Raw genomic sequence first — 19,740 nt, forward strand, 5'->3', positions numbered from 1 at the left:
GGAATGGCCTCGAACCGGCAATGCGGCCGGACGTAGGAACAGCTCGATCAGCCTATCAAAAAAGGGGAACCACATGAAAGTTTGTCGTTTGGCCGCAGTTGCGGCCGCACTCAGCATGTTCGGCTTCATGCACACCGCATTGGCCGAGGACGCGCCCAAGGCCATAACCATCGCCACGGAGGGTGCCTACGCTCCGTGGAACTTCACCAACGCGGACGGCAAGCTCGACGGACTGGAGATCGAACTCGCCAACAATCTTTGCGAGCGGATGAAGGTCAAATGCACCATCATCGCTCAGGACTGGGACGGACTTATTCCTTCGCTGAAGGTCGGCAAGTTCGATGTGATCATGGCCAGCATGTTCATCACGCCGAAACGCCTCGAGACCATCGACTTCACCCAGCCTTATGCGATCGACCCGGGCGGGTTCGCAGCCGCCAAGGATAGCGATCTCGGGAAGCTCGGCGCTTCGACCGAGAAATTCAAACTGGACGATGAGGCTGCTTCCCAGGCCGCGGTCGACAAGTTGAAGCCCCTGCTGAAGGGCAAGGTGGTCGGTGTCCAGGCGGCCACGGCCATGCTCGAATTCGTCAAGAAATACTTCGGCGACACGGTGGAGATCCGCGAGTACAAGACGACCGAGCAGCACGATCTCGATCTGGCCGCAGGCCGCATCGATGCAATATTCGCTCAGAAGACAGCACTCGCCGCGACGCTCGCAAAACCCGAATTCTCGGGCTTCACGGTTGCAGGTCCGGGCTTTGTCGGCGGCTTGTTCGGCGCCGGAACGGGTGCGGGACTCAGGAAGGAAGACGCCAAGCTCAAGGAAATGCTGAACGACGCGATCAGCGCCGCCATTGCCGACGGGACCATTAAACGCATCTCGGAAAAATGGGTGAAAACGGACGTGACGCCGGTCAAGTAGCCACGTGTATTCTGTCCGGCCGGTTGGCATCAACCGATCGGCCGGATGCCGTGCTGAACGATCAGGTTTCACATGACGGACACACTCCATATCCTTTCCCTGGGCAAGGGCGGTTGGGGCGGAGCCTTGCTGCTGGCAGCTGGCGTGACATTTGCGCTGTCAGTCCTCGGCTTCCTGCTCGGCGCTCTCTTCGGCGCGGTTGCAGCAGGAGGCCGGCTCTCCACGAGAGCTTTACCGTCCTGGGTCGCCAAGGGCTATGGCACGGTGTTCAGGGGTGTACCCGATCTGTTGACGATCTACCTGCTCTACTACGGCGGCAGCATAGCATTGACTGAGATCGGCAAATTCTTCGGCAGCGCAGGCTTCGTCGGGCTGCCGACATTTGCGACCGGCGTCCTGGCGATCGGTATCATTTCGGGCGCCTATCAAGCCGAGGTCTATCGCGGAGCCTATCTCGCCGTCGATCTCGGCCAGTTTGAGGCTAGCAAGGCGCTCGGCCTGTCCCGGTTCCAATCGCTGCGTCTCGTCATCGTGCCTCAACTGATGCGGCACGCCCTGCCGGGCCTCGGAAATGTCTGGCAGCTCGTGCTCAAGGATTCGGCCTTGATCTCCGTGATCGGCTTGGTGGAATTGATGCGGCAATCTCAGATCGGCGCGGGATCGATGCGGGAGCCCTTCGTCTTCTACGTAGCAGCCGCGACGCTGTATTTCCTCATCGCTGCCGTGACCGGATCGGTCTTCCGCTACGGCGAGGCACGGGCGTGGCGAGGCATGGTCCACGCATGATCGACTTGGCCTTCTTTGTAGAGATCATTCCCACCCTTCTCTCCGGCTTGCCGTTGACCTTGCAACTTGCGGGGTTGTCGATCGGAATAGGCTTTGCCTTGGCTCTGTTGCTCGCACTGGCGCAGCAGGGAAACCATCGGATGCTGGTCTGGCCCATACGCTCCTTCGTTGCCGTCTTTCGCGGCACGCCATTGCTCGTCCAGATATTCCTCATCTATTACGGCCTCGGCCAGTTCCGCCCCACACTTCAGTCAGTTGGGCTCTGGTGGCTGTTTCGCGAGCCCTATTGGTGCGCCATCATCGCGCTCAGTCTCAATACCGCCGCCTATGGCAGCGAAATCCTGCGGGGTGCGATACAGGGTGTGCCGCGCGGCCTTGTCGAGGCGGCCTCTGCCTTCGGCATGACACGGCTCCAGACCCTGCGCCTCGTCGTTCTGCCTTTGGCGCTGCGCCAAGCCATACCGAGCTACAGCAACGAGATCATCCTCATGGTGAAGGGTACGTCGCTTGCATCGATCGTCACCCTGATGGAAGTAACCGGCATCGCCCAGGGGCTTATTTCTCAGACTTATCGCGCCATAGAGGTTTTCGTGGCCGCGGGCGCGATCTATCTCACCATCAATTTCACGATCATCTCTGCACTGAACGCGCTGGAAACCTGGCTCACGCCTTATCGGGTCCGACCCTGATACGCGTCTGACGTAACGAGGAGAATTGGCGAAATGCGCAGTGTCGAGAAGCCGAAGCGATCCGTTGCGGTGTCGTGCTACGTCATGGCGGCAGCGTCGCATCCATCAGACCAGGGGATACAAAGACAGAATGCGTGATTTCCAGTTTCCCGGCCGCTCACCGGTTCGTGCCACCCAAGCGGTTGCCGCGACCTCGCATCCGCTTGCGACCCTTGCCGCGATCGACATGCTGCGCGCCGGCGGCAATGCCATGGACGCCGCCGTCTGCGCAGCCGCCGTGCAGGGCGTGGTCGAGCCGCAGTCGACCGGCATTGGCGGCGATTGCTTTGTGCTCTACTGCCCGAAGGGGCAAGGCGACGTGCTGGCCTTCAACGGTTCGGGCCGCGCCCCTGCGGGCGCCACCGTCGACTGGTATCTCGACAAGGGCTTCGACGAGCTTCCGAAGCAGGGACCACACGCGGTGACCGTGCCGGGCGCCGTCGATGCCTGGAGCCGGCTCCTGGAAGACCATGGCCGCAAAAGCCTGGCCGAGGCGCTGGCGCCGGCCATCCACTATGCCGAAAACGGCTATGTCGTGCATGACCGCGTCGCCTTCGACTGGGCCGAGCCGGAGATCGACCTATCGGCGGACGAGCATGCCGCGCGCATCTTCCTGCCGGGCGGCAAGGCGCCGAGGCCCGGCGACATCCACCGCCAGCCGGAACTCGCCGCCACCTTGCGGACAATCGCCAAGCACGGCCGCGCCGGCTTCTACGAAGGGGCGGTCGCCGACGACATGGTGCGCCGGCTCAATGAACTGGGCGGGCTGCATTCGTACGAGGATTTCGCGGCGACCAAGGGCGACTATGTGGCGCCGGTCAGCACCACCTATGGCGGCTACGATATCCACCAGATGCCGCCGAACAACCAGGGGCTGACGGCTCTGCTCATGCTGAACGTGCTGTCGGGCTTCAAGCTCGGCGGGCTCGATCCCAATGGCGCCGAGCGGCTGCATCTGGAGATCGAGGCCGGGCGCCTCGCCTATCAGGACCGCGACCGCTACGTCGGCGACCAGGACCAGGTTCATGTGCCCACAAAACAGCTCCTTTCCGGCGCCTATGCCGACCGGCTGCGCGCCGAGATCGACCGGGACCGCGCCATGACGCATCTGCCGCGCCTGGACCTGCCGGGCAGCGACACAGTCTACATCTCGATCGTCGACCGCGACCGCAACGCCGTCTCCTTCATCAACTCGACCTATTATTCGTTCGGCAGCGGCGTCGTCGGTCCGAAGAGCGGGGTCGTGCTGCAGAACCGTGGCTCGAGCTTCCGCCTCGACCCAACGCATCCGAACGCCATCGCGCCCGGCAAGCGGCCGATGCACACGATTATGCCCGGCATGGCGACCAGGAACGGCCGCGTGGTGATGCCGTTCGGCGTCATGGGCGGCGGCTACCAGCCATTCGGGCATGTGCATCTTTTGACCAACATGATCGATTTCGGCATGGACCCGCAGCAGGCGCTCGACGCGCCAAGGGTGTTCTATAATGACGGCATGGTGGAGGCTGAACGCAACGTTCCGGCCGAGGCGCTCGAAGGGTTGCGCCGGCGCGGCCATCGCTTAGCCGAGCCGCAGCATCCGCTTGGCGGCGGACAGGCGGTGCTGATCGACTGGGAGAAAGGCACGCTCACCGGCGCCTCCGATCCGCGTAAGGATGGGATGGCGCTTGGATATTGAGGTGGAGAATCACATTCCAAGAGTTGGCGCTGCCCCCCACCTGCCTGCCGGCATCCTCTCCCGTATAGTGACGGGGAGAGGGGCGCTGTTGTCGATGGTTTCGCCAATCGCCAAGGTTGAAAAGAAAGACCGGCGTTGCGGCCAGCCCTTTCTCCCCGTCGCGGCGCCACCGTCTGTTGGGCTTCCATCACCAGTCGTTTGAAACATAGTTGGTGACCATGAGCACGAATTCAAAAGACCTTTCCCGCCGCCTCGTCGCCGGCACCGATGATGCTCCGGCAATCCTGGCGCCGGACAGGGCTACACTCACCCATGGCGAGCTGCGCAGCCTGATCAAGGCCACGGCCGAGCGGCTGCGTGCGCTCGGCATCGGGCGCGGCGACCGGATGGCGATCGTGCTGCCTAACGGGCCGGAGATGGCCACAGCCTTCGTCGCGGTGGCCGCAACCGCCTCGACGGCGCCGCTCAATCCCGCCTATCGCGCGGACGAGCTCGATTTTTATCTCACCGACATCGGCGCCAAGGCTATCCTTGTTGCCGAAAACGAGGCCGGCCCTGCGGTTGCGGTGGCCGAGCGGCTCGGCATCGGCGTGCTCAGGCTTGTCGTTTCGCCGGCTGCCGGCAGTTTCACCATCGAGGGCGCGGCGGTCGGTCCGCAAGCGGCGCCCGATATAGCAGGGGATGGCGACATCGCGCTTCTGCTGCACACGTCGGGCACGACATCGCGTCCAAAACTGGTGCCGCTCAGCCATGCCAATATCGCGGCCTCGGCAGCCCATATCGGGGCGACGCTTGGCCTGACAGCCGACGACCGCTGCCTCAACATCATGCCACTGTTCCACATTCATGGGCTGATCGCGGCCGTGCTGTCGTCGCTGGCATCGGGCGGCAGCATCTACTGCACGCCAGGCTTCAACGCGCTGCGCTTCTTCCAGTGGCTGGGCGAGGCGCGGCCGAGCTGGTACACGGCGGTGCCGACCATGCACCAGGCGATCCTGGCCCGGGCGGCGCGCAACACCGAAGCGCTGGCGGGCGCGCGCCTGCGCTTCATCCGCTCGTCCTCGGCATCGCTGCCGGCGCAAGTGATGGCCGAACTGGAAGCGACCTTCGGCTGTCCGGTGATCGAATCCTACGGAATGACCGAGGCCGCGCACCAGATGGCGTCGAACCGGCTGCCGCCGGGGCTGCGAAAGCCCGGCAGCGTCGGCGCCGGCGCCGGTCCGGAAGTAGCAGTGATGGCGCCGGACGGCCGGCTGCTCAAGGCCGGCGAGACCGGCGAGATCGTCATTCGCGGACCCAATGTGACGGCGGGCTACGAGAAGAACCCGGAGGCCAACGCCACGGCCTTCGCGCATGGCTGGTTCCACACCGGCGACCAGGGCGTGCTCGACGAGGATAGCTATCTCCGGGTCACCGGCCGGCTCAAGGAAATCATCAACCGCGGCGGCGAGAAGATCTCGCCGCTCGAGGTCGACGACGTGCTGATGGATCATCCGGCGGTGGCGCAGGTGGTCACCTTCGCCATGCCGCATGACAAGCTTGGCGAGGAGGTGGCCGCGGCCGTGGTGCTGCGCGAAGGCATGGGCGCCACCGAAAACGATATCCGCACCTATGCCGCGACACGGCTCGCCGACTTCAAGGTGCCGCGCAAGGTCGTGATCCTGGACGAGATCCCCAAGGGCGCGACCGGCAAGCTGCAGCGCATCGGCCTCGCCGCCAAGCTCGGGCTTTGACGATGAAGATCACCATCTTCGGCGCCGGCGCGATCGGCGGCTATCTCGCCGCCAAGCTGGCGATCGCCGGCCGCACCGATCTGTCGATCGTCGCGCGCGGCGCCCATCTCGAAGCGATCAAGGCAGATGGCCTGCGCCTGATCGAGGATGGCCAAGAAACGCTAGCGCCTGTCCGGGCCGCCGCCAAGGCCGAGGAGCTCGGCGTGCAGGATACTGTGGTGCTGGCCTTGAAGGCCCATTCGCTGACCCCTGCCCTGGACCAGATCGCGCCGCTGCTTGGGCCGAAAACATCGGTCGTCACCATGCAGAACGGCGTGCCGTGGTGGTACTTCCATGGGGTGAGGGGGCCGCTCGAGGGCACCAGGCTGAACGCGGTCGATCCCGGCGGTGCGATCTGGCAGCGGATCGGGCCGCAGCGCGTCATCGGCGCGGTCGTCTATCCCGCCGTCGAGGTCGACGCGCCCGGTCTCATCCGCCATGTCGAGGGCAAGCGCTTCTCGCTCGGCGAGCCCTCGGGCGACCGCAGCGAACGGGTGACGCAGCTGGCGGAGGAGATGGTCAAGGCCGGGCTGCAGGCGCCGGTGCGCGACGACATCCGCGGCGAAATCTGGGTGAAGCTGTGGGGCAACCTCTCCTTCAACCCGATCTCGGCGCTGACCGGCAGCACGCTGGCCGCGATCGTCGCCGACGAGGGCACCCGCGCGCTTGCCCGCACCATGATGCTGGAGGCGCAGGCGATCGGCGAAAGCCTCGGCGTGCGCTTTCCGATCGGGGTCGACCGCCGCATCAAGGGTGCGGGCGATGTCGGCGAGCACAAGACGTCGATGCTGCAGGATCTGGAGCGCGGCCGCCCGATGGAGATCGACGCGCTGGTAAGCGCGGTGCAGGAGCTTGGCCGGCTAACGGACAAGCCGACACCGACCGTCGACGCGGTGCTGGCGCTGGTGCGGCGGCTGGCGTTGGAGCGCGGGTGTTATGGGTGACGGCTTTTGCGAGTTGAGCATTGGCGCGACGGGTCTGACGATGATGCACGGTGGCCGCTTCGGTGATGGCATCAGCCGCCACGTCTTGAACTCAAAACCGACCTCCACTGTTGAGACTGTGAACAGCGATCAAAGCTAGTGATGGGACAGCTGGCCAGGGGATAGATCGAGCCGCAACCTATGGTGGCGGCGTCGGTGTCGGAGTTGGTGTCAGCGTTGGCGTTGGCGTCGGTGTCGGAGTCGGTGTCGGAGTTGGAGTTGGTGTCGGCGTTGGCGTTGGCGTTGGTGTCGGTGTTGGCGTCGGCGTTGGTGTTGGTGTCGGTGTTGGCGTCGGCGTTGGTGTTGGTGTTGGCGTTGGTGTTGATGTCGGAGCTGGAGTTGGAGTCAGGCTTGGAGGCGTCGTTCCATGGGAACGTGACAAAGCAGTTGCCGCCGCCAAATGGTGCGGCAAAATATGTGACTTAGCTAGCGTGGGCCGGGCATAGGTGCGTTTCACGTGGCGTCCCCAAATATCGGCGGTGATGATAGCACCGCCCCATCCTATCGCAATGTACCATTAATTCTCAGTCCATCCTGTCCGTCGACTTCCCATTTGGGCAGGTTGATGCGTCGAAACGAACCAGGATCGAAGGTCCGCTATTAACAATGACAGTTCCCAGCCCTCGAAAGAGGCTTTCATCTAATGCTGCATATTTCTCCCGTTCCACCGTGCCGATGGCGATGTGAGTGATACCGTATTTTGTCAAGATTCTGCAGGCATTGGCGGGCGTTTTCGACGAGTAGAAGCTTGCAACGTCCTCGGCTCGAATGACCGTCGCACCATAGTCGCCGCGCCAGAGCCATTCGTGATTTTGCCAACCCATAACAGTGGGCACACCACTCATAGCCGAGAGCCTGCCAGCGTCGGTGTAGCTATCGCCCGAAGCTTCAACAAGCAGGATCCGCTGACCGGCTCCCTGAGCTCTCAGCCAATCCAGCAATGGCCGATCGGCGGCACGATCTCGATCTATGGAGCCAAGGCCGTCCAGTGTCAGCGCATTTGAGGCTAGAGCCTTGCCGATACCAGCATGGGTAGCCCAGAAGTAGGACAATGTCGCGAATAGCGGAATGGCCAGGACCGCTGCCAAGGCCCCCATCTTGAGGCCACCCCTGCTCAGCAGAAGTCCGATGAAAAGCACGCTTGCCAGCATCGCCACTGGTTGGGCGGCGAAGCTGAATTTGAACATGGTGTTTGCGCGAACATATTCGCCGCCATAAATGTCCTCGACGTAGACTAGCTCAGGCAAGGCGACCAGCAGCAACGCCAGGGCGGCCAACATTGCGGCACTTTTCCAAGCCGCATCATCACGCGCCCAAAGGAATAGCCCGATCAGAAGTACCAGGCAGGGGACGGCCACGTGGCCGTAGACGATCGCGAGTTGCCAAATCGGTGTATGTGCTTTGGCGAGCCTAAGGTTGGAGGCGAACGGCTTGAAGGCGGCGAGAAAGGGACTTGCCAATAGGCAAGCAATGGCAATCACCGCGACGCCTCGCAACACCAACCAGGTCAAACTTTTTGCGTCGATCTGGCTCGGCTGCAGCCATATGAACAAACCAGCGAGCCCCATCAGCATGCCATATGAGACCGCGTCCCAACTATTTGTCATGGCGCTGACCGCGAACAGGAAACCGAGAGCCAATATCTCGGCTGGACTGGCACCTGCAGAGGATCGGTCAGCGAGGCGTCGCCCGACAAGGCGAAAAAGTATCAAGAGAATAAGCAAGCCGGCAGGCAGGTTCAGCAAATGCGCATGCAGGTCGCCCACGGTAAAACCGTAGGCGGGCATTTCCGTAAACACCTTATCGGTCGTTGGAGGGTCGAAACCCACATAGCGCGTCGAATCGGGGAAGCGAAATTCCCTGCCTAGTGTCGTCGGGGAGAGCCCGCGGAGTGGACCATAAAGAACGCTGTGGAAGTTTCCCCCAAGGGTGACAAGCGCTGCTGCGGAAACAGCTAATGCCATGGAGATTGCCGGCTTGGCCGGCCGCAGCCCGTCCCGAACGATGCAAAACGCCATGATTGCAGTGAAGGCGAAAAGCACGCCGATCATGAGGTTGTAGCCGTGGTCGGATGGTACCCCGGAAAGTTTTGTCAGCCAGGCTGCCGCGACATGGCCGAAGTAGTAGTAATTGATCGGCTCGCCCGCCCACCATGGGTCGGGCGGAGGCATATAGTCGGCTCGCAATGCGGCGTTGACGAAGCCGAAGTCCATGAACTTTTCCAGGTTCCTGATATCGGGATTCTCTGCACGCAGCGTGACGCCGGCAAAATAAACAAGAAAGAAAACCATCTCCCATCGCAGGACGTCGCGTAGCCTTGGCATCGTCTTGCTCCCAAGGGAACAGAGAGCGGAAATTGCCGCCAAGGAAGCCAGGCCGACAACGACGCCGGAGCGCTCAAACGAGATCAGCTTGAAGGCGCTGAGGAGCCAGGCCATGTACGTGCAGATCAACCAACCGAGAATCTTGCCCGTGAAGTAGTGCGTTGCGGTCTCGCCGGGAAAAAGTCGCCCTGTAATCGGCACAGCGAGTAAACCGGTGACCAAAATGGCGAGCCACATTGCGACAAGGGATTCCAAGCTCGCTGGATCAAGCATGGCCGCGTGAGCTGGTTCGGAAAAAGAAAATGTCAGCGACGGCTTTGGCACAGAGGCTCGCAAGGCGCCTCAAGTTCAACGAGGACGGGCCATGGGGACGGTCGCGGTACGCTACACTCACTTGCAGGACACGAATATCAGTTCGCTGCAGCGCACGAGCGGCCAACAATGCCGACGGAATGACGGATCCGGTGCGCATCCTATCGAAAGCCTCGTGCCAAACCTGACGTCCGAGAAGCTTATAAGGGGCATTCGCATCCTTCGCAGCCAATCCGAACTTGGCAGCCAGCAGCAACCGCAACGAGTTCGATACGATCATGCGATGCAGCGGATCTGCTCGCGGCCATCGGCATCCAAGGAGCACGTCGCAATCCGCCATCATCCGCCAGTGTACTGCGAAATCCTCCAGCGACACCTGTCGATCGCTGTCGAGCAGGAGAAGGTAGCCTCCGGTTGCCTTTCTCACGCCATTACTCAGGGCCTGGCCATGACCGGCGTTGGCTTGGTGCACAGCAACCACCTCCGGGTGCCGAGACGCCAAAGCTGCCAGGATCGTCTGGGTTTGATCAGTGCTCCCGTCGTTGACGACGATGATTTCCAGATCGGGCACGACAGACGCCACGTGCTTCAGAACCTCGTCGACGGCGTCGGCGAGGTTACTTTGCTCGTTGTAGGCGGGAAGAACGACCGAGAGGGCGGGCATGTTTTGTGGGGACCAGTTCTGTCCCACCACTACACTGTGTTAGCCTTGAGCGGCAATTGCCCTTTGTCCCGCAATCGCAACGCCCCTTCCTTGGGGTGGACTAATCAACCAGTTGGAGTGTCGTGAACTTTCCAGCGATGGTTTGGAACACATTCGGCAATTTGCTGGGATCGTTGACAGCATAGTAGTCAGCCGGATTTGTCGCGCATTTGCCGTAAAGTGTCCGGTTCGCGGCCGTGTCGGATTGCAGGGTAATGGTGTAGATCTGAACCTGCTGCGCCTTCAATTTATCGCAAACGTCGAGCGTCCATCGATCCACGGAGCGTGCGGCGTCTGTCTGGTTACTCGTCCCGAACCGGCCAGACGAAAGGTAGCCATAGGAAGTGTAGTCCGACTTTTCCGGTTCGGCGCTCGCTCCGTAAACGACATTCTCGCCGTCGGTGAGCAGAACGACGATTTTGCTCGTATTCGGAGTCTTCCAGGGCGCGCCATCGGTGTACGGCGGGGCCGGTGAAAGCACCCGCATGCCCCAGGAGAGCCCTTCGGAGACATTGGTGCCAGACCCGTTCCACTCTTGCATCTGGGCAGCAGCCGTCCGCAACTTGTCCAAGTCAGCGGTCAGCGGCACGACCGGAGTCGGGCAGGCCCGGTTGGGGCCGACTGTCAGAGGGGCATATTTGTCGTTGATCTTTTTCGCCTTGGGGTTTTCATACTTGGCGATCTTTTTATCTTTTCCCTTGGTGTCCGTGCCGTCCTGAACGTCATCGGAAAGATAGGAGTTGTTGTAGACCTTGGCGTCGTTGCCATAGCTCGCCGATGGACCGGTTGCATCACCGGGGTCATCTGGAGCGAAATAGGGCACGAACAAGGTGTTGGCGTCAGCTTGATCCGGCGCTACGTCAGAAATGGCAGCGCTTCCAGGGCGCGCCTCGACGCAGCCCTTCCACCCCGTCCCTTGCCAACCGGTTCCCTGTGCCAGATCCCTGAACAGGTCCATGTGGTTTACGCGCTTGCCATCTGGCAGCAGGGGAAAGTTCGCGCCGTTGTTGGGCGATTTGCCTGCCATGTCTATCCATGAAGGGTCAAATTTATCGCCATTTATGTTGACAGCGGTGACGAATGGCACAATCGCGGCGGTCACCTTCCGATCAGGTGACTTTGCTCCATCCAGATTATCAAGAAGTACCTTGGTAGCGTCCCTGAGAGCCTTGATTTTGGCACCGGCCATCGAGCCCGTATTGTCCAGCACGAGCACGACTTCGAGGTTGTTCGTCGCTTCTACACCACCGGCATCCACTTCGATGTGCTGGTTGTCGCCGAACAGGAAAGCAAAATAGAGGTTCACGTCCGCGGAAGCGATGGCCTTGGTCTTGACGTAGTTGAAACCCTTGTCGACCGACAGGGTCAATTTCGCGTTGGTGAGTTCCGGGTGATTTGCGACGTTGGCCTGGAAATAGCCATCAAATGCAAGTCTGCGGGCCGCTTCGTCGTCCGACAGGTGCGACGAGGATAGGGTCGCGGCGTCCAAAGAGTTCTGCAGGTTGACCTTTGCCCGCATGACGCTGGATACGTCTGCTGCAAAACCGACGGCCGCCAGGATCGCAGGCGCCGCCAACGCAAACAGCAACGCGAAATTGCCGCTTTCCGACCGCCAGAACTTATTGATGACCATGACCCGCCCCTCGACTGATACGGCATATGATCGAGTGTTGGTTTACGGGCGGTTGATTTATCAGCACTCGCGCATGTGACGATAGACTTGGTAAATTAAGTTCTGAGGAGACCGAACGTCTTTTCGACGCGGAATGGACGGATGTGCCGTGGCGAGCGCAGCTGCTCGGACCGTTCAATCGCGCGCGGTCGATCTGGTGCCCTTCAGCCCTTCCCGGTCCGCCCGAGCCCCCGCGCATAGAGCTCTCCCACAATACCACGCCGAAAAATCAGCACGCAGACCATGAAGATCAGCCCGGTGGCGATGGTCACCGGGAAGCCGGAGGTGGCAAGCGTGTTTTCCAGTCCGACCACAAGGCTGGCGCCGATGACCGGCCCAACCATCGTGCCGATGCCGCCCAGAAGCGTCATCAGGATCACCTCGCCCGACATCTGCCAGGTGACGTCGGTAAGCGTGGCGAACTGGAAGACGATGGCCTTGAGGGAGCCCGCCAGCCCGGCCAGCGCCGCAGACATGACGAAAGCGGCGAGTTTGTACTTGGCGACGGAATAGCCCAGCGAAATGGCGCGGCCCTCGTTTTCGCGAATCGAGCGCAGGATCATGCCGAAGGGCGAATTGACGATGCGCCAAACGGAGAAGACGCCGACCAGAAACACCGCCAGCACGAAGTAATACATGTTCAGCGAGACGTTCAGGTCGAGGACGCCGAGCAGCACGCCGCGCGGCACGCCCTGAATGCCGTCCTCACCTTCGGTGAAGGGCGCCTGCACGCAGAAGAAGAAGAACATCTGCGACAGCGCCAGCGTGATCATGGCGAAATAGATGCCTTGCCTTCGAATGGCGAAGAACCCCATGACGAGGCCAAGCAGCGCCGCGCCTGCCATGCCGAGCAGGATGCCCGCCTCCGGCGGCCAGCCCCAGACCTTGACGGCGTGGGCGGTGAAGTAGGCGGCGCCGCCAAAGAAGGTGGCGTGGCCGAACGACAGCAGGCCGGTGTAGCCGAGCAGCAGATTGAACGCGCAGGCAAACAGCGCGAAGCAGAGCATCTTCATCAGGAAGACCGGGTAGACGAGGAAGGGCGCCACCAGCAGCCCCAGTATGCCGAGCCCGACCAGCGTCCATTCGAGCCATGCCGGGGTTTTTCCGGCCGATGTCTCGCGAAGCGTCAGTTCGGCCATCTCGGATGTCCCTTCCACATGTCAGGCGTCCTTTCCGAACAGGCCGGCCGGTCGGACCAGAAGCACGATCGCCATGATGACGAAGACCACGAGGTTGGAGGCCTCGGGGTAGAAGACCTTGGTCAGCCCCTCGGCAAGGCCAAGCATGTAACCGGTGACGATCGCGCCGAGGATCGATCCCATGCCGCCGACCACGACCACAGCGAAGACGACGATGATGAGATCCGAGCCCATCAGCGGGCTCACCTGATAGATCGGTGCGGCTAGAATTCCGGCAAGCCCGGCAAGGGCGGAGCCGAGGCCATAGGTCAGGGTCAGCAGCAGCGGCACGTTGACGCCGAAGGCCTGGACGAGACGGGGATTCTCGGTCGCCGCGCGCAGATAGGAGCCGAGCCTTGTCTTCTCGATCAGCGCCCAGGTTCCGAAGCAGACGATCAGCGAGGCGACGACCACCCAGCCGCGATAGTTGGGCAGGAACATGAAACCGAGATTGGTGCCTCCCGAAAGCAGTGGCGGCACGGCGTAGGCATTTCCCGACACGCCGTAGTAGTAGCGGAATATGCCTTCGAGCACGAGCGCGAGGCCGAAGGTGAAGAGCAGGCCATAGAGCGGATCGGTGTCGTAAAGCCGCGACAGCGCCAGGCGTTCGACGACGACGCCGAAGACGCCGACGATCAGCGGTGCAAGGACCAGGGCCGGCCAGTAGCCGACGCCGAGATAGGTGAGCAGCAGATAGCCGACGAAGGCGCCCAGCATGTACTGGGCGCCATGGGCGAAATTGATGACGCGCAGCAGGCCGAAAATGACAGCCAGCCCCAGGCTCAGCATGGCGTAGAAGGAGCCGTTGATCAGCCCGACCAGCAATTGGCCGAGGAATGCCTGGACGGGAATTCCGAAGATCATCGTCATGGCGTCCTCATACACCCAGAACGTCGTGGAGCAGGCTCATGCGGTCCGCCAGCTCGCCGGTCGGGAACCCGGCGACGATCTTGCCGTGCTCCATCAGGTAGAAACGATCCGCGACACGGCTGGCGAAGCGGAAATTCTGCTCGACCAGCAGGATCGTCATGCCGCGCTTTTTCAGCGTCGCCAGCAGCTCGCCGATGCGCTGCACGATGACGGGAGCAAGGCCCTCGGTCGGCTCGTCGAGAAGCAGCATCTTCACGCCGGTTCGCAGCATGCGCGCGATCGCCAGCATCTGCTGTTCGCCGCCCGACAGCCGCGTGCCGGGGCTGTTGCGCCGCTCCTTCAGATTGGGGAAGAGATCGAATATCTCCTCGACGCTCATGCCGCCCTTGGCAACGACCGGCGGCAGCACCAGGTTCTCGTCGACCGTCAGCGTGGCGAAGATGCCACGCTCCTCCGGCACGAAGCCGATGCCCTGATGCGCGGTCTTGTGGAGCGGCAGCCGCATCAGGTCCGCGCCGTCGAATACGACCTTGCCGGTTCGCTTGCGGATCAGCCCCATGATGGCGCGCAGCGTCGTCGTCTTGCCGACGCCGTTGCGGCCGAGCAGCGTGACCGTCTCGCCGGCAAATACTTCCAGATCGACGCCGTGCAGCGCATGGCCCTCGCCATACCAGGCGTTGAGGCCGCGGACCGCAAGCAGGGGTGCGGCACTAGTCATCGGCGGTGCCCATATAGGCGACCTTCACCCGCTCGTCGCGGCTGACGGTGGCGTAGTCGCCGGCCGCAAGCACCTCGCCGCGCTGCATGACGGTTATCCAGTCGCAGAGATCGGCCACGACCGTCAGATTGTGCTCGACCATCAGCACAGCGCGGTCACTCGCCACCGAACGGATGAGGTCGGAAACCGTGGCCACGTCCTCATGCCCCATGCCGGCCATCGGCTCGTCCAGCAGCAGCACTTTCGGATCGAGCGCCAGCGTCGTGGCGATCTCGAGCACGCGTTTCCTGCCATAGGAGAGATCGCCGGCCAGCCTGTTCTTGGCATCGTCGAGACCGACGGAGCGCAACAGCTCCATCGCACGCGGCGTCAACCGGTCGAGTGCCGCCAGCGAGCGCCAGAACTGGACGCCAAGCCCACCCGGCCGCTGCAGCGCGACGCGCACATTGTCGAGCACGCTGAGATGCGGAAAGATCGCCGATATCTGGAACGAGCGCACCAGCCCCATCCGCGCCACTCTCGCCGGCGAGGTGCGGGTGATGTCGTGGCCGAGCAGTTCGATCCTGCCGCTGGTCGGCGCCAGGAACTTGGTCAGCAGGTTGAAAACGGTGGTCTTGCCGGCGCCGTTGGGTCCGATCAGGGCATGGATGTTGCCATGGCGGACATCGAGGTCGACGTTCTTGACGGCGACGAAGCCGGCGAAATCGCGCCGCAGCCCGCGAGCGGAAAGCACGACAGGCGGCTCGTTTCCGTTGGGGTCGGGCGGCGCCATGGCCGCGCCGATCACTGGGCCGCCGTTGGACAGCCGCTTTCCTTCTCGCTCAGGAAGGCCTCCTTGCCGGGGATGGTGGCGAGGTATTTGTAATAGTCCCAGTCCTTGCTGCTCTCGCTGGGCGCCTTGACCTGGTAGAGATACATGTCATGAACCATGTTGCCGTCCGCCTGCACCTTGCCATTGGTCATCACGGCGTCGTCCACCGGCAACGAATGCAATTGCTTGGCGACGGCCTCGGTCTCGTCGGTGCCGGCCTTGTCGATCGCCTTCAGATACTGCGTCACCGCCGAATAGGTCGCGGCCTGGATCATGTTCGGCATGCGGTTGGTGCGCTTGAAGAAGCGCTGCCCGAACGCGCGGCTCTTGTCGTCGCGATCCCAGTAGTAGCCCTCGGTCAGCACGACGCCCTGCGCGGCCTGGAGACCCAGCCCATGCACCTCGGCCAGCGTGAACAGAAGGGCCGCAAGGCGCTGGCCGCCCTGGACGATGCCGAATTCGGCCGCCTGCTTGATGGAATTGGAGGTGTCGAGGCCGGCATTCGCCAGTCCGATGACCTTGGCGCCCGAAGACTGCGCCTGCAGCAGGAAGGATGAATAGTCGGTCGCCCCCAGGGGATAGCGCACTTCGCCCAACACCTTGCCGCCATGGGCTTCGACGAACTTGGCGGTCTGCTCCTTGAGCGAATAGCCGAAGGCATAATCGACGGTGACGAAGAACCAGCTGTCGCCGCCCTGCTGCACCAGAGAGCCGCCGGTTCCCACCGCCTGCGAATGGGTGTCGTAGGCCCAGTGGAAACCGTAGGGCGAGCACTGCTTGCCGGTGAGTTCGGTGGTCGCCGCGCCGGTGACGATGTCGATCTTCTTCTTTTCCTTGGAAATGCCCTGGACGGCGAGCGCGACCGAAGAGGTCGTCAGCTCCATGATGGCATCGACCTGTTCGGTGTCATACCACTGCCGCGCGATGTTGGAGGCGATGTCCGGCTTGTTCTGGTGATCGGCGCTGATGATCTCGATCGGTGCGCCCTGCACCTTGCCGCCGAAATCCTCGACCGCCATCTTGGCGGCCTCGACCGACCACTTGCCGCCGAAATCGGCATAGACGCCGGACTGGTCGTTGAGGATGCCGATCTTGACCTTGCCATCGGAAATTTCGGCGGCCGAGGCCGGGATCGCCGATGCGGCGAGAAATGCGGCAGAAACGAAATAGCATGCCTTCATGGTATTTCCTCCCATTACGATGAATCCGGCCGCCCCCTACGATCGATCATCTTCAAAGCAATAAACATGAGGAAAATGGGATGATCGGCAAGGGGCCGTTGCCGATTTCATGTCCGAAGCGGCGCACTTCGGTGGCAAAAAGCCACCCATGAGCGCGCCGGAGATGGAACACAACCGTGTGAACCGCCTGGCAGTTTGCCGGAGCCCCGGTCGGCCATGGGTGTCCGCCGCCGGATCGGCAAACGCCTCAGTCCTCGGCGACGACGCGATGGCCCGTTGCCGAGATCGGCTTCACTCCGTCGTGTGCTGTGCTTCACATACATCTGGCTCGAATCCACGGATTACTGAGGCGGAGTTGAGAACCGTGGAGCAGTAGCCACGCCCCAGATGCGAGCGAGGGGGCAAGAGGAGCAGCTATGACAGCAATTCAAACATTTGAGGCGGCCCAGGCAAGCCTGTGTGCTTTTGATATCGATCCTGACAGCCCACCCGCCTTCGTTGCGGCGGATATCGAGATCGCGATTATCGATGATCGATCGCTGATGTGCGACTGCCTGGCAAGAGGTCTTGCGGAAATCGAACCGGCATTTCGTTTCCAGCACTTCTCGAGCATCGAAACCTTCGACGCGGCAGACCTGGAGGAGACCCAACGCATCTCGACGGTGCTGATGTGCGCCGTGTGGTCAAACTCCGAGGCAGACCACCATCTTGCCCGGATCGCCCACCTCAAGGTTACCAGACCCTGGGTGAGCACCATCATCCTGGCCGATATCGAAAATTTCGACGATGTTCACAAAGCGATCGACAATGGCGCATGCGGCTATGTTCCGACGAGCGTCAGCCTGCAAATCGCAGCCAAGGCAATTCATCTCGTCGCGGCAGGGGGAATTTTCATCCCGCCAAGTGTGCTTTTCCAATCGGCGAAAAACGCCAGGGACGGCCACCAGGCCACCAAATCGCAGGCGCAAGAAGACAATTTTTTCACGTCGCGCCAGATTTCGGTCATCGAAGCGCTGCGTCGCGGGAAAGCGAACAAGATCATCGCCTATGAACTCAACATGTGCGAGAGCACGGTCAAGGTGCATGTTCGCAATATCATGAAAAAACTTCGCGCCCGGAACCGGACAGAGGTGGCCTATATCCTGAATACGCCGCCCTATGAGGGTCTCGTCAAGAATTGACCGGCGAGGACAATTTCACTCACCGATCCGAACTTCCGGCGGCAACAAGATGTCCGCCACCGACGTCGCTCAGGATCAGTTTTCGTGGCGCCTCGCCGATCTTGCGGGTCGCGCTCGGGATTTCCTGGTCGAGGCGGGCGAAGCGGCTTCTGCGCTGCGCCGGGTCGGGCACCGGCACGGCTTCGATCAGCCGTTTCGTGTAGGGGTGGCGCGGGTTGGAAAAGACCTGGTCGCGCGTACCCATTTCGACGATCTGGCCGAGATACATGACGGCGACGCGGTCGGAGATATTCTCGACCACCGCCATGTCGTGCGAGATGAAGAGATAGGCGACGCCGAATTCGCGCTGCAACTCCTTCAACAAGTCGAGCACACGCGCCTGCACCGAGACGTCGAGCGCCGAGACGCTTTCGTCGGCGACGATCAGTTTCGGTCGCAAGGCGAGCGCCCGGGCAATGCAGACACGCTGGCGCTGGCCGCCCGAGAATTCATGCGGGTAGAGCTCCATCTGATCTGATGACAGGCCGACGCGCTCGAACAGCGCCGCCACACGGTCCAGGCGTTCTTCCTTCGAAGCTATGCCGTGGATGACAAGAGGCTCGGCGACGAGATCGCCGACACGCATGCGCGGATCGAGCGAGGCGAAGGGATCCTGGAAGATCATCTGCACGTCGCGGCGCACCGCCTTGCGCTCGTCGCGGCCTAAGCCCGACAGATTGCGCCCGCCAATGACGATGTCGCCGCTGTACGGCACCAGCCCGGCCAGCGCCTTGGCGGTGGTCGACTTGCCGCAGCCGGATTCGCCGACCAGCGCCAGCGTCTCGTTGGGCGCGATCGAGAAGCTGACGCCCTCGACGGCATGAACGCGACGGGTGACCTGGCCGAAGAACCCGCCGCGCAAATCGAAGCGGACATGCAGGTCGTTGACCACAGCGACGTCGGCCGGCTTCGCCACCTCGACATCCCTGGATTGCTGGCGGCCGATACCGCTGCCGATGCGCGGCACGGCGGCGAGCAGCTCGCGCGTGTAGTCGGCTTGCGGGCGGGCGAAGATGTCCGATGTCTTGCCCTCCTCGACCATGCGGCCATGCCGCATGATGATGACGCGGTCGGCCATTTCGGCGACCACGCCCATGTCGTGGGTGATCAGGATGACGCTGGTGCCATGCTGTCGCTGCAGGTCGCGCAGCAGTTCCAGCACCTCGCCCTGCACGGTGACGTCGAGTGCCGTCGTCGGCTCGTCGGCGATAAGCACGTCGGGCTCGAGCGCCAGCGCCATGGCGATCATCACCCGCTGCCGCATGCCGCCGGAGAGCTCGTGCGGAAATTGCTTTAGCCGGCTTTCGGCTTCCGAAATGCGCACCGCCTTCAGCGCCTCGACGGCGCGCTGGCGGGCCTCGGCCTGCGACAGGCTGGTGTGCGCCTCGATGGATTCGGTGAGCTGCCGGCCGATCGACAGCACCGGGTTGAGCGAGGTCATCGGCTCCTGGAAAATCATGGCGATGCGGTCGCCACGAATGCGGCGCATCTGGCGCTCGTCGAGGGTTGCAAGATCGGTGTCGCCCATATCCCCTCCACGAAGCCGGATTTTGCCTGACGCTATGCGCGCGGCAGGCTGTGGCAAAAGCTGCATGATCGCCAGCGCGGTCATCGATTTGCCGGAGCCGGATTCGCCGGCAATGCACAGCGTCTCGCCCCGCGAAAGCGTCAGCGACAGGTTGGAGACGACGTCGCGCTCGCCATCCTCGCCGCGCACGCTGACCGAGAGATTGGCGATGTCGAGGATTATTTCGGGGTTTGAGGTCATTGGGAGTGTAGCCCGGGGAGGAATTTACTCCGGCACACCCCCCTCTGGCCTGCCGGCCATCTCCCCCGCAAGGGGGGAGATCGATGATCACTCCGGCTTTCGCCAATCACC

17 protein-coding genes are annotated in these 19,740 nt (G+C 62.3%); 8 read left to right on the plus strand and 9 right to left on the minus strand.

Features of this window, described 5'->3' with window-relative positions; genetic code table 11:
• Nucleotides 1-73 precede the first annotated feature (73 nt).
• The 7 genes from MESOP_RS03280 to MESOP_RS36010 all read left to right on the plus strand — a co-directional run bounded on the left by MESOP_RS03280 (nucleotide 74) and on the right by MESOP_RS36010 (nucleotide 7,298).
• A complete protein-coding gene (locus tag MESOP_RS03280; RefSeq protein WP_013891900.1) occupies nucleotides 74-925 on the plus strand; it encodes a transporter substrate-binding domain-containing protein in 852 nt (283 codons plus the stop codon).
• 72 nt (nucleotides 926-997) lie between these two features.
• Nucleotides 998-1,711 carry an ABC transporter permease gene (locus MESOP_RS03285; RefSeq protein WP_013891901.1) on the plus strand — a complete coding sequence of 238 codons (714 nt, stop codon included), beginning with the start codon at nucleotides 998-1,000 and terminating at the stop codon, nucleotides 1,709-1,711.
• Nucleotides 1,708-2,400: an ABC transporter permease gene (locus MESOP_RS03290; RefSeq protein ID WP_013891902.1), complete on the plus strand. Its 693-nt coding sequence runs from the start codon at nucleotides 1,708-1,710 to the stop codon at nucleotides 2,398-2,400. Before MESOP_RS03285 ends, MESOP_RS03290 begins: the two co-directional genes overlap by 4 nt.
• Nucleotides 2,401-2,530: 130 nt before the next feature.
• Complete coding sequence (gene ggt / locus MESOP_RS03295) at nucleotides 2,531-4,117, plus strand: gamma-glutamyltransferase (protein WP_013891903.1); 1,587 nt, start codon at nucleotides 2,531-2,533, stop codon at nucleotides 4,115-4,117.
• A gap of 218 nt (nucleotides 4,118-4,335) precedes the next feature.
• Nucleotides 4,336-5,850: an acyl--CoA ligase gene (locus MESOP_RS03300; protein ID WP_013891904.1), complete on the plus strand. Its 1,515-nt coding sequence runs from the start codon at nucleotides 4,336-4,338 to the stop codon at nucleotides 5,848-5,850.
• 2 nt (nucleotides 5,851-5,852) lie between these two features.
• Nucleotides 5,853-6,833 carry a 2-dehydropantoate 2-reductase gene (locus MESOP_RS03305; RefSeq protein WP_013891905.1) on the plus strand — a complete coding sequence of 327 codons (981 nt, stop codon included), beginning with the start codon at nucleotides 5,853-5,855 and terminating at the stop codon, nucleotides 6,831-6,833.
• A gap of 180 nt (nucleotides 6,834-7,013) precedes the next feature.
• Nucleotides 7,014-7,298 (plus strand): hypothetical protein, encoded by a 285-nt coding sequence (locus MESOP_RS36010; protein ID WP_013891906.1) that lies wholly within the window; start codon nucleotides 7,014-7,016, stop codon nucleotides 7,296-7,298.
• A 98-nt stretch (nucleotides 7,299-7,396) separates the two neighbouring features.
• Here the strand turns inward: MESOP_RS36010 and MESOP_RS03315 are convergent, their stop codons facing one another.
• The 8 genes from MESOP_RS03315 to MESOP_RS03350 form a co-directional block, all read right to left on the minus strand.
• On the minus strand, nucleotides 7,397-9,433 hold the full coding sequence (locus MESOP_RS03315) for a DUF2298 domain-containing protein (protein WP_013891907.1): 2,037 nt from the start codon (nucleotides 9,431-9,433) through the stop codon (nucleotides 7,397-7,399).
• Nucleotides 9,434-9,461: 28 nt separating this feature from the next.
• Nucleotides 9,462-10,199, minus strand: a complete 738-nt coding sequence (locus MESOP_RS03320; RefSeq protein WP_150111170.1) for a glycosyltransferase family 2 protein — start codon at nucleotides 10,197-10,199, stop codon at nucleotides 9,462-9,464.
• A gap of 73 nt (nucleotides 10,200-10,272) precedes the next feature.
• The gene (locus MESOP_RS03325; RefSeq protein WP_013891909.1) at nucleotides 10,273-11,844 is read right to left on the minus strand and encodes a pilus assembly protein; all 1,572 of its coding nucleotides are present in this window, start codon (nucleotides 11,842-11,844) and stop codon (nucleotides 10,273-10,275) included.
• Nucleotides 11,845-12,047: 203 nt separating this feature from the next.
• Nucleotides 12,048-13,022, minus strand: a complete 975-nt coding sequence (locus MESOP_RS03330; RefSeq protein ID WP_013891910.1) for a branched-chain amino acid ABC transporter permease — start codon at nucleotides 13,020-13,022, stop codon at nucleotides 12,048-12,050.
• A gap of 21 nt (nucleotides 13,023-13,043) precedes the next feature.
• Nucleotides 13,044-13,931, minus strand: a complete 888-nt coding sequence (locus tag MESOP_RS03335; protein WP_013891911.1) for a branched-chain amino acid ABC transporter permease — start codon at nucleotides 13,929-13,931, stop codon at nucleotides 13,044-13,046.
• 7 nt (nucleotides 13,932-13,938) lie between these two features.
• Nucleotides 13,939-14,649: an ABC transporter ATP-binding protein gene (locus tag MESOP_RS03340; protein WP_013891912.1), complete on the minus strand. Its 711-nt coding sequence runs from the start codon at nucleotides 14,647-14,649 to the stop codon at nucleotides 13,939-13,941.
• A complete protein-coding gene (locus MESOP_RS03345; RefSeq protein ID WP_013891913.1) occupies nucleotides 14,642-15,421 on the minus strand; it encodes an ABC transporter ATP-binding protein in 780 nt (259 codons plus the stop codon). The genes MESOP_RS03340 and MESOP_RS03345 overlap by 8 nt, the downstream gene beginning before the upstream one ends.
• 11 nt (nucleotides 15,422-15,432) lie before the next feature.
• Nucleotides 15,433-16,641, minus strand: coding sequence for an ABC transporter substrate-binding protein (locus MESOP_RS03350; RefSeq protein ID WP_013891914.1), 1,209 nt, complete (start codon nucleotides 16,639-16,641; stop codon nucleotides 15,433-15,435).
• 416 nt (nucleotides 16,642-17,057) lie between these two features.
• On the opposite strand from MESOP_RS03350, the gene MESOP_RS03355 reads away from it, so the two are divergent.
• Nucleotides 17,058-17,822, plus strand: coding sequence for a LuxR C-terminal-related transcriptional regulator (locus MESOP_RS03355; RefSeq protein WP_013891915.1), 765 nt, complete (start codon nucleotides 17,058-17,060; stop codon nucleotides 17,820-17,822).
• A 19-nt stretch (nucleotides 17,823-17,841) separates the two neighbouring features.
• Here the strand turns inward: MESOP_RS03355 and MESOP_RS03360 are convergent, their stop codons facing one another.
• Nucleotides 17,842-19,629: an ABC transporter ATP-binding protein gene (locus MESOP_RS03360; protein ID WP_013891916.1), complete on the minus strand. Its 1,788-nt coding sequence runs from the start codon at nucleotides 19,627-19,629 to the stop codon at nucleotides 17,842-17,844.
• Nucleotides 19,630-19,740: the final 111 nt, after the last annotated feature.

It is taken from the genome of Mesorhizobium opportunistum WSM2075, from assembly GCF_000176035.2.
Taxonomy (GTDB): Bacteria; Pseudomonadota; Alphaproteobacteria; order Rhizobiales; family Rhizobiaceae; genus Mesorhizobium; species Mesorhizobium opportunistum.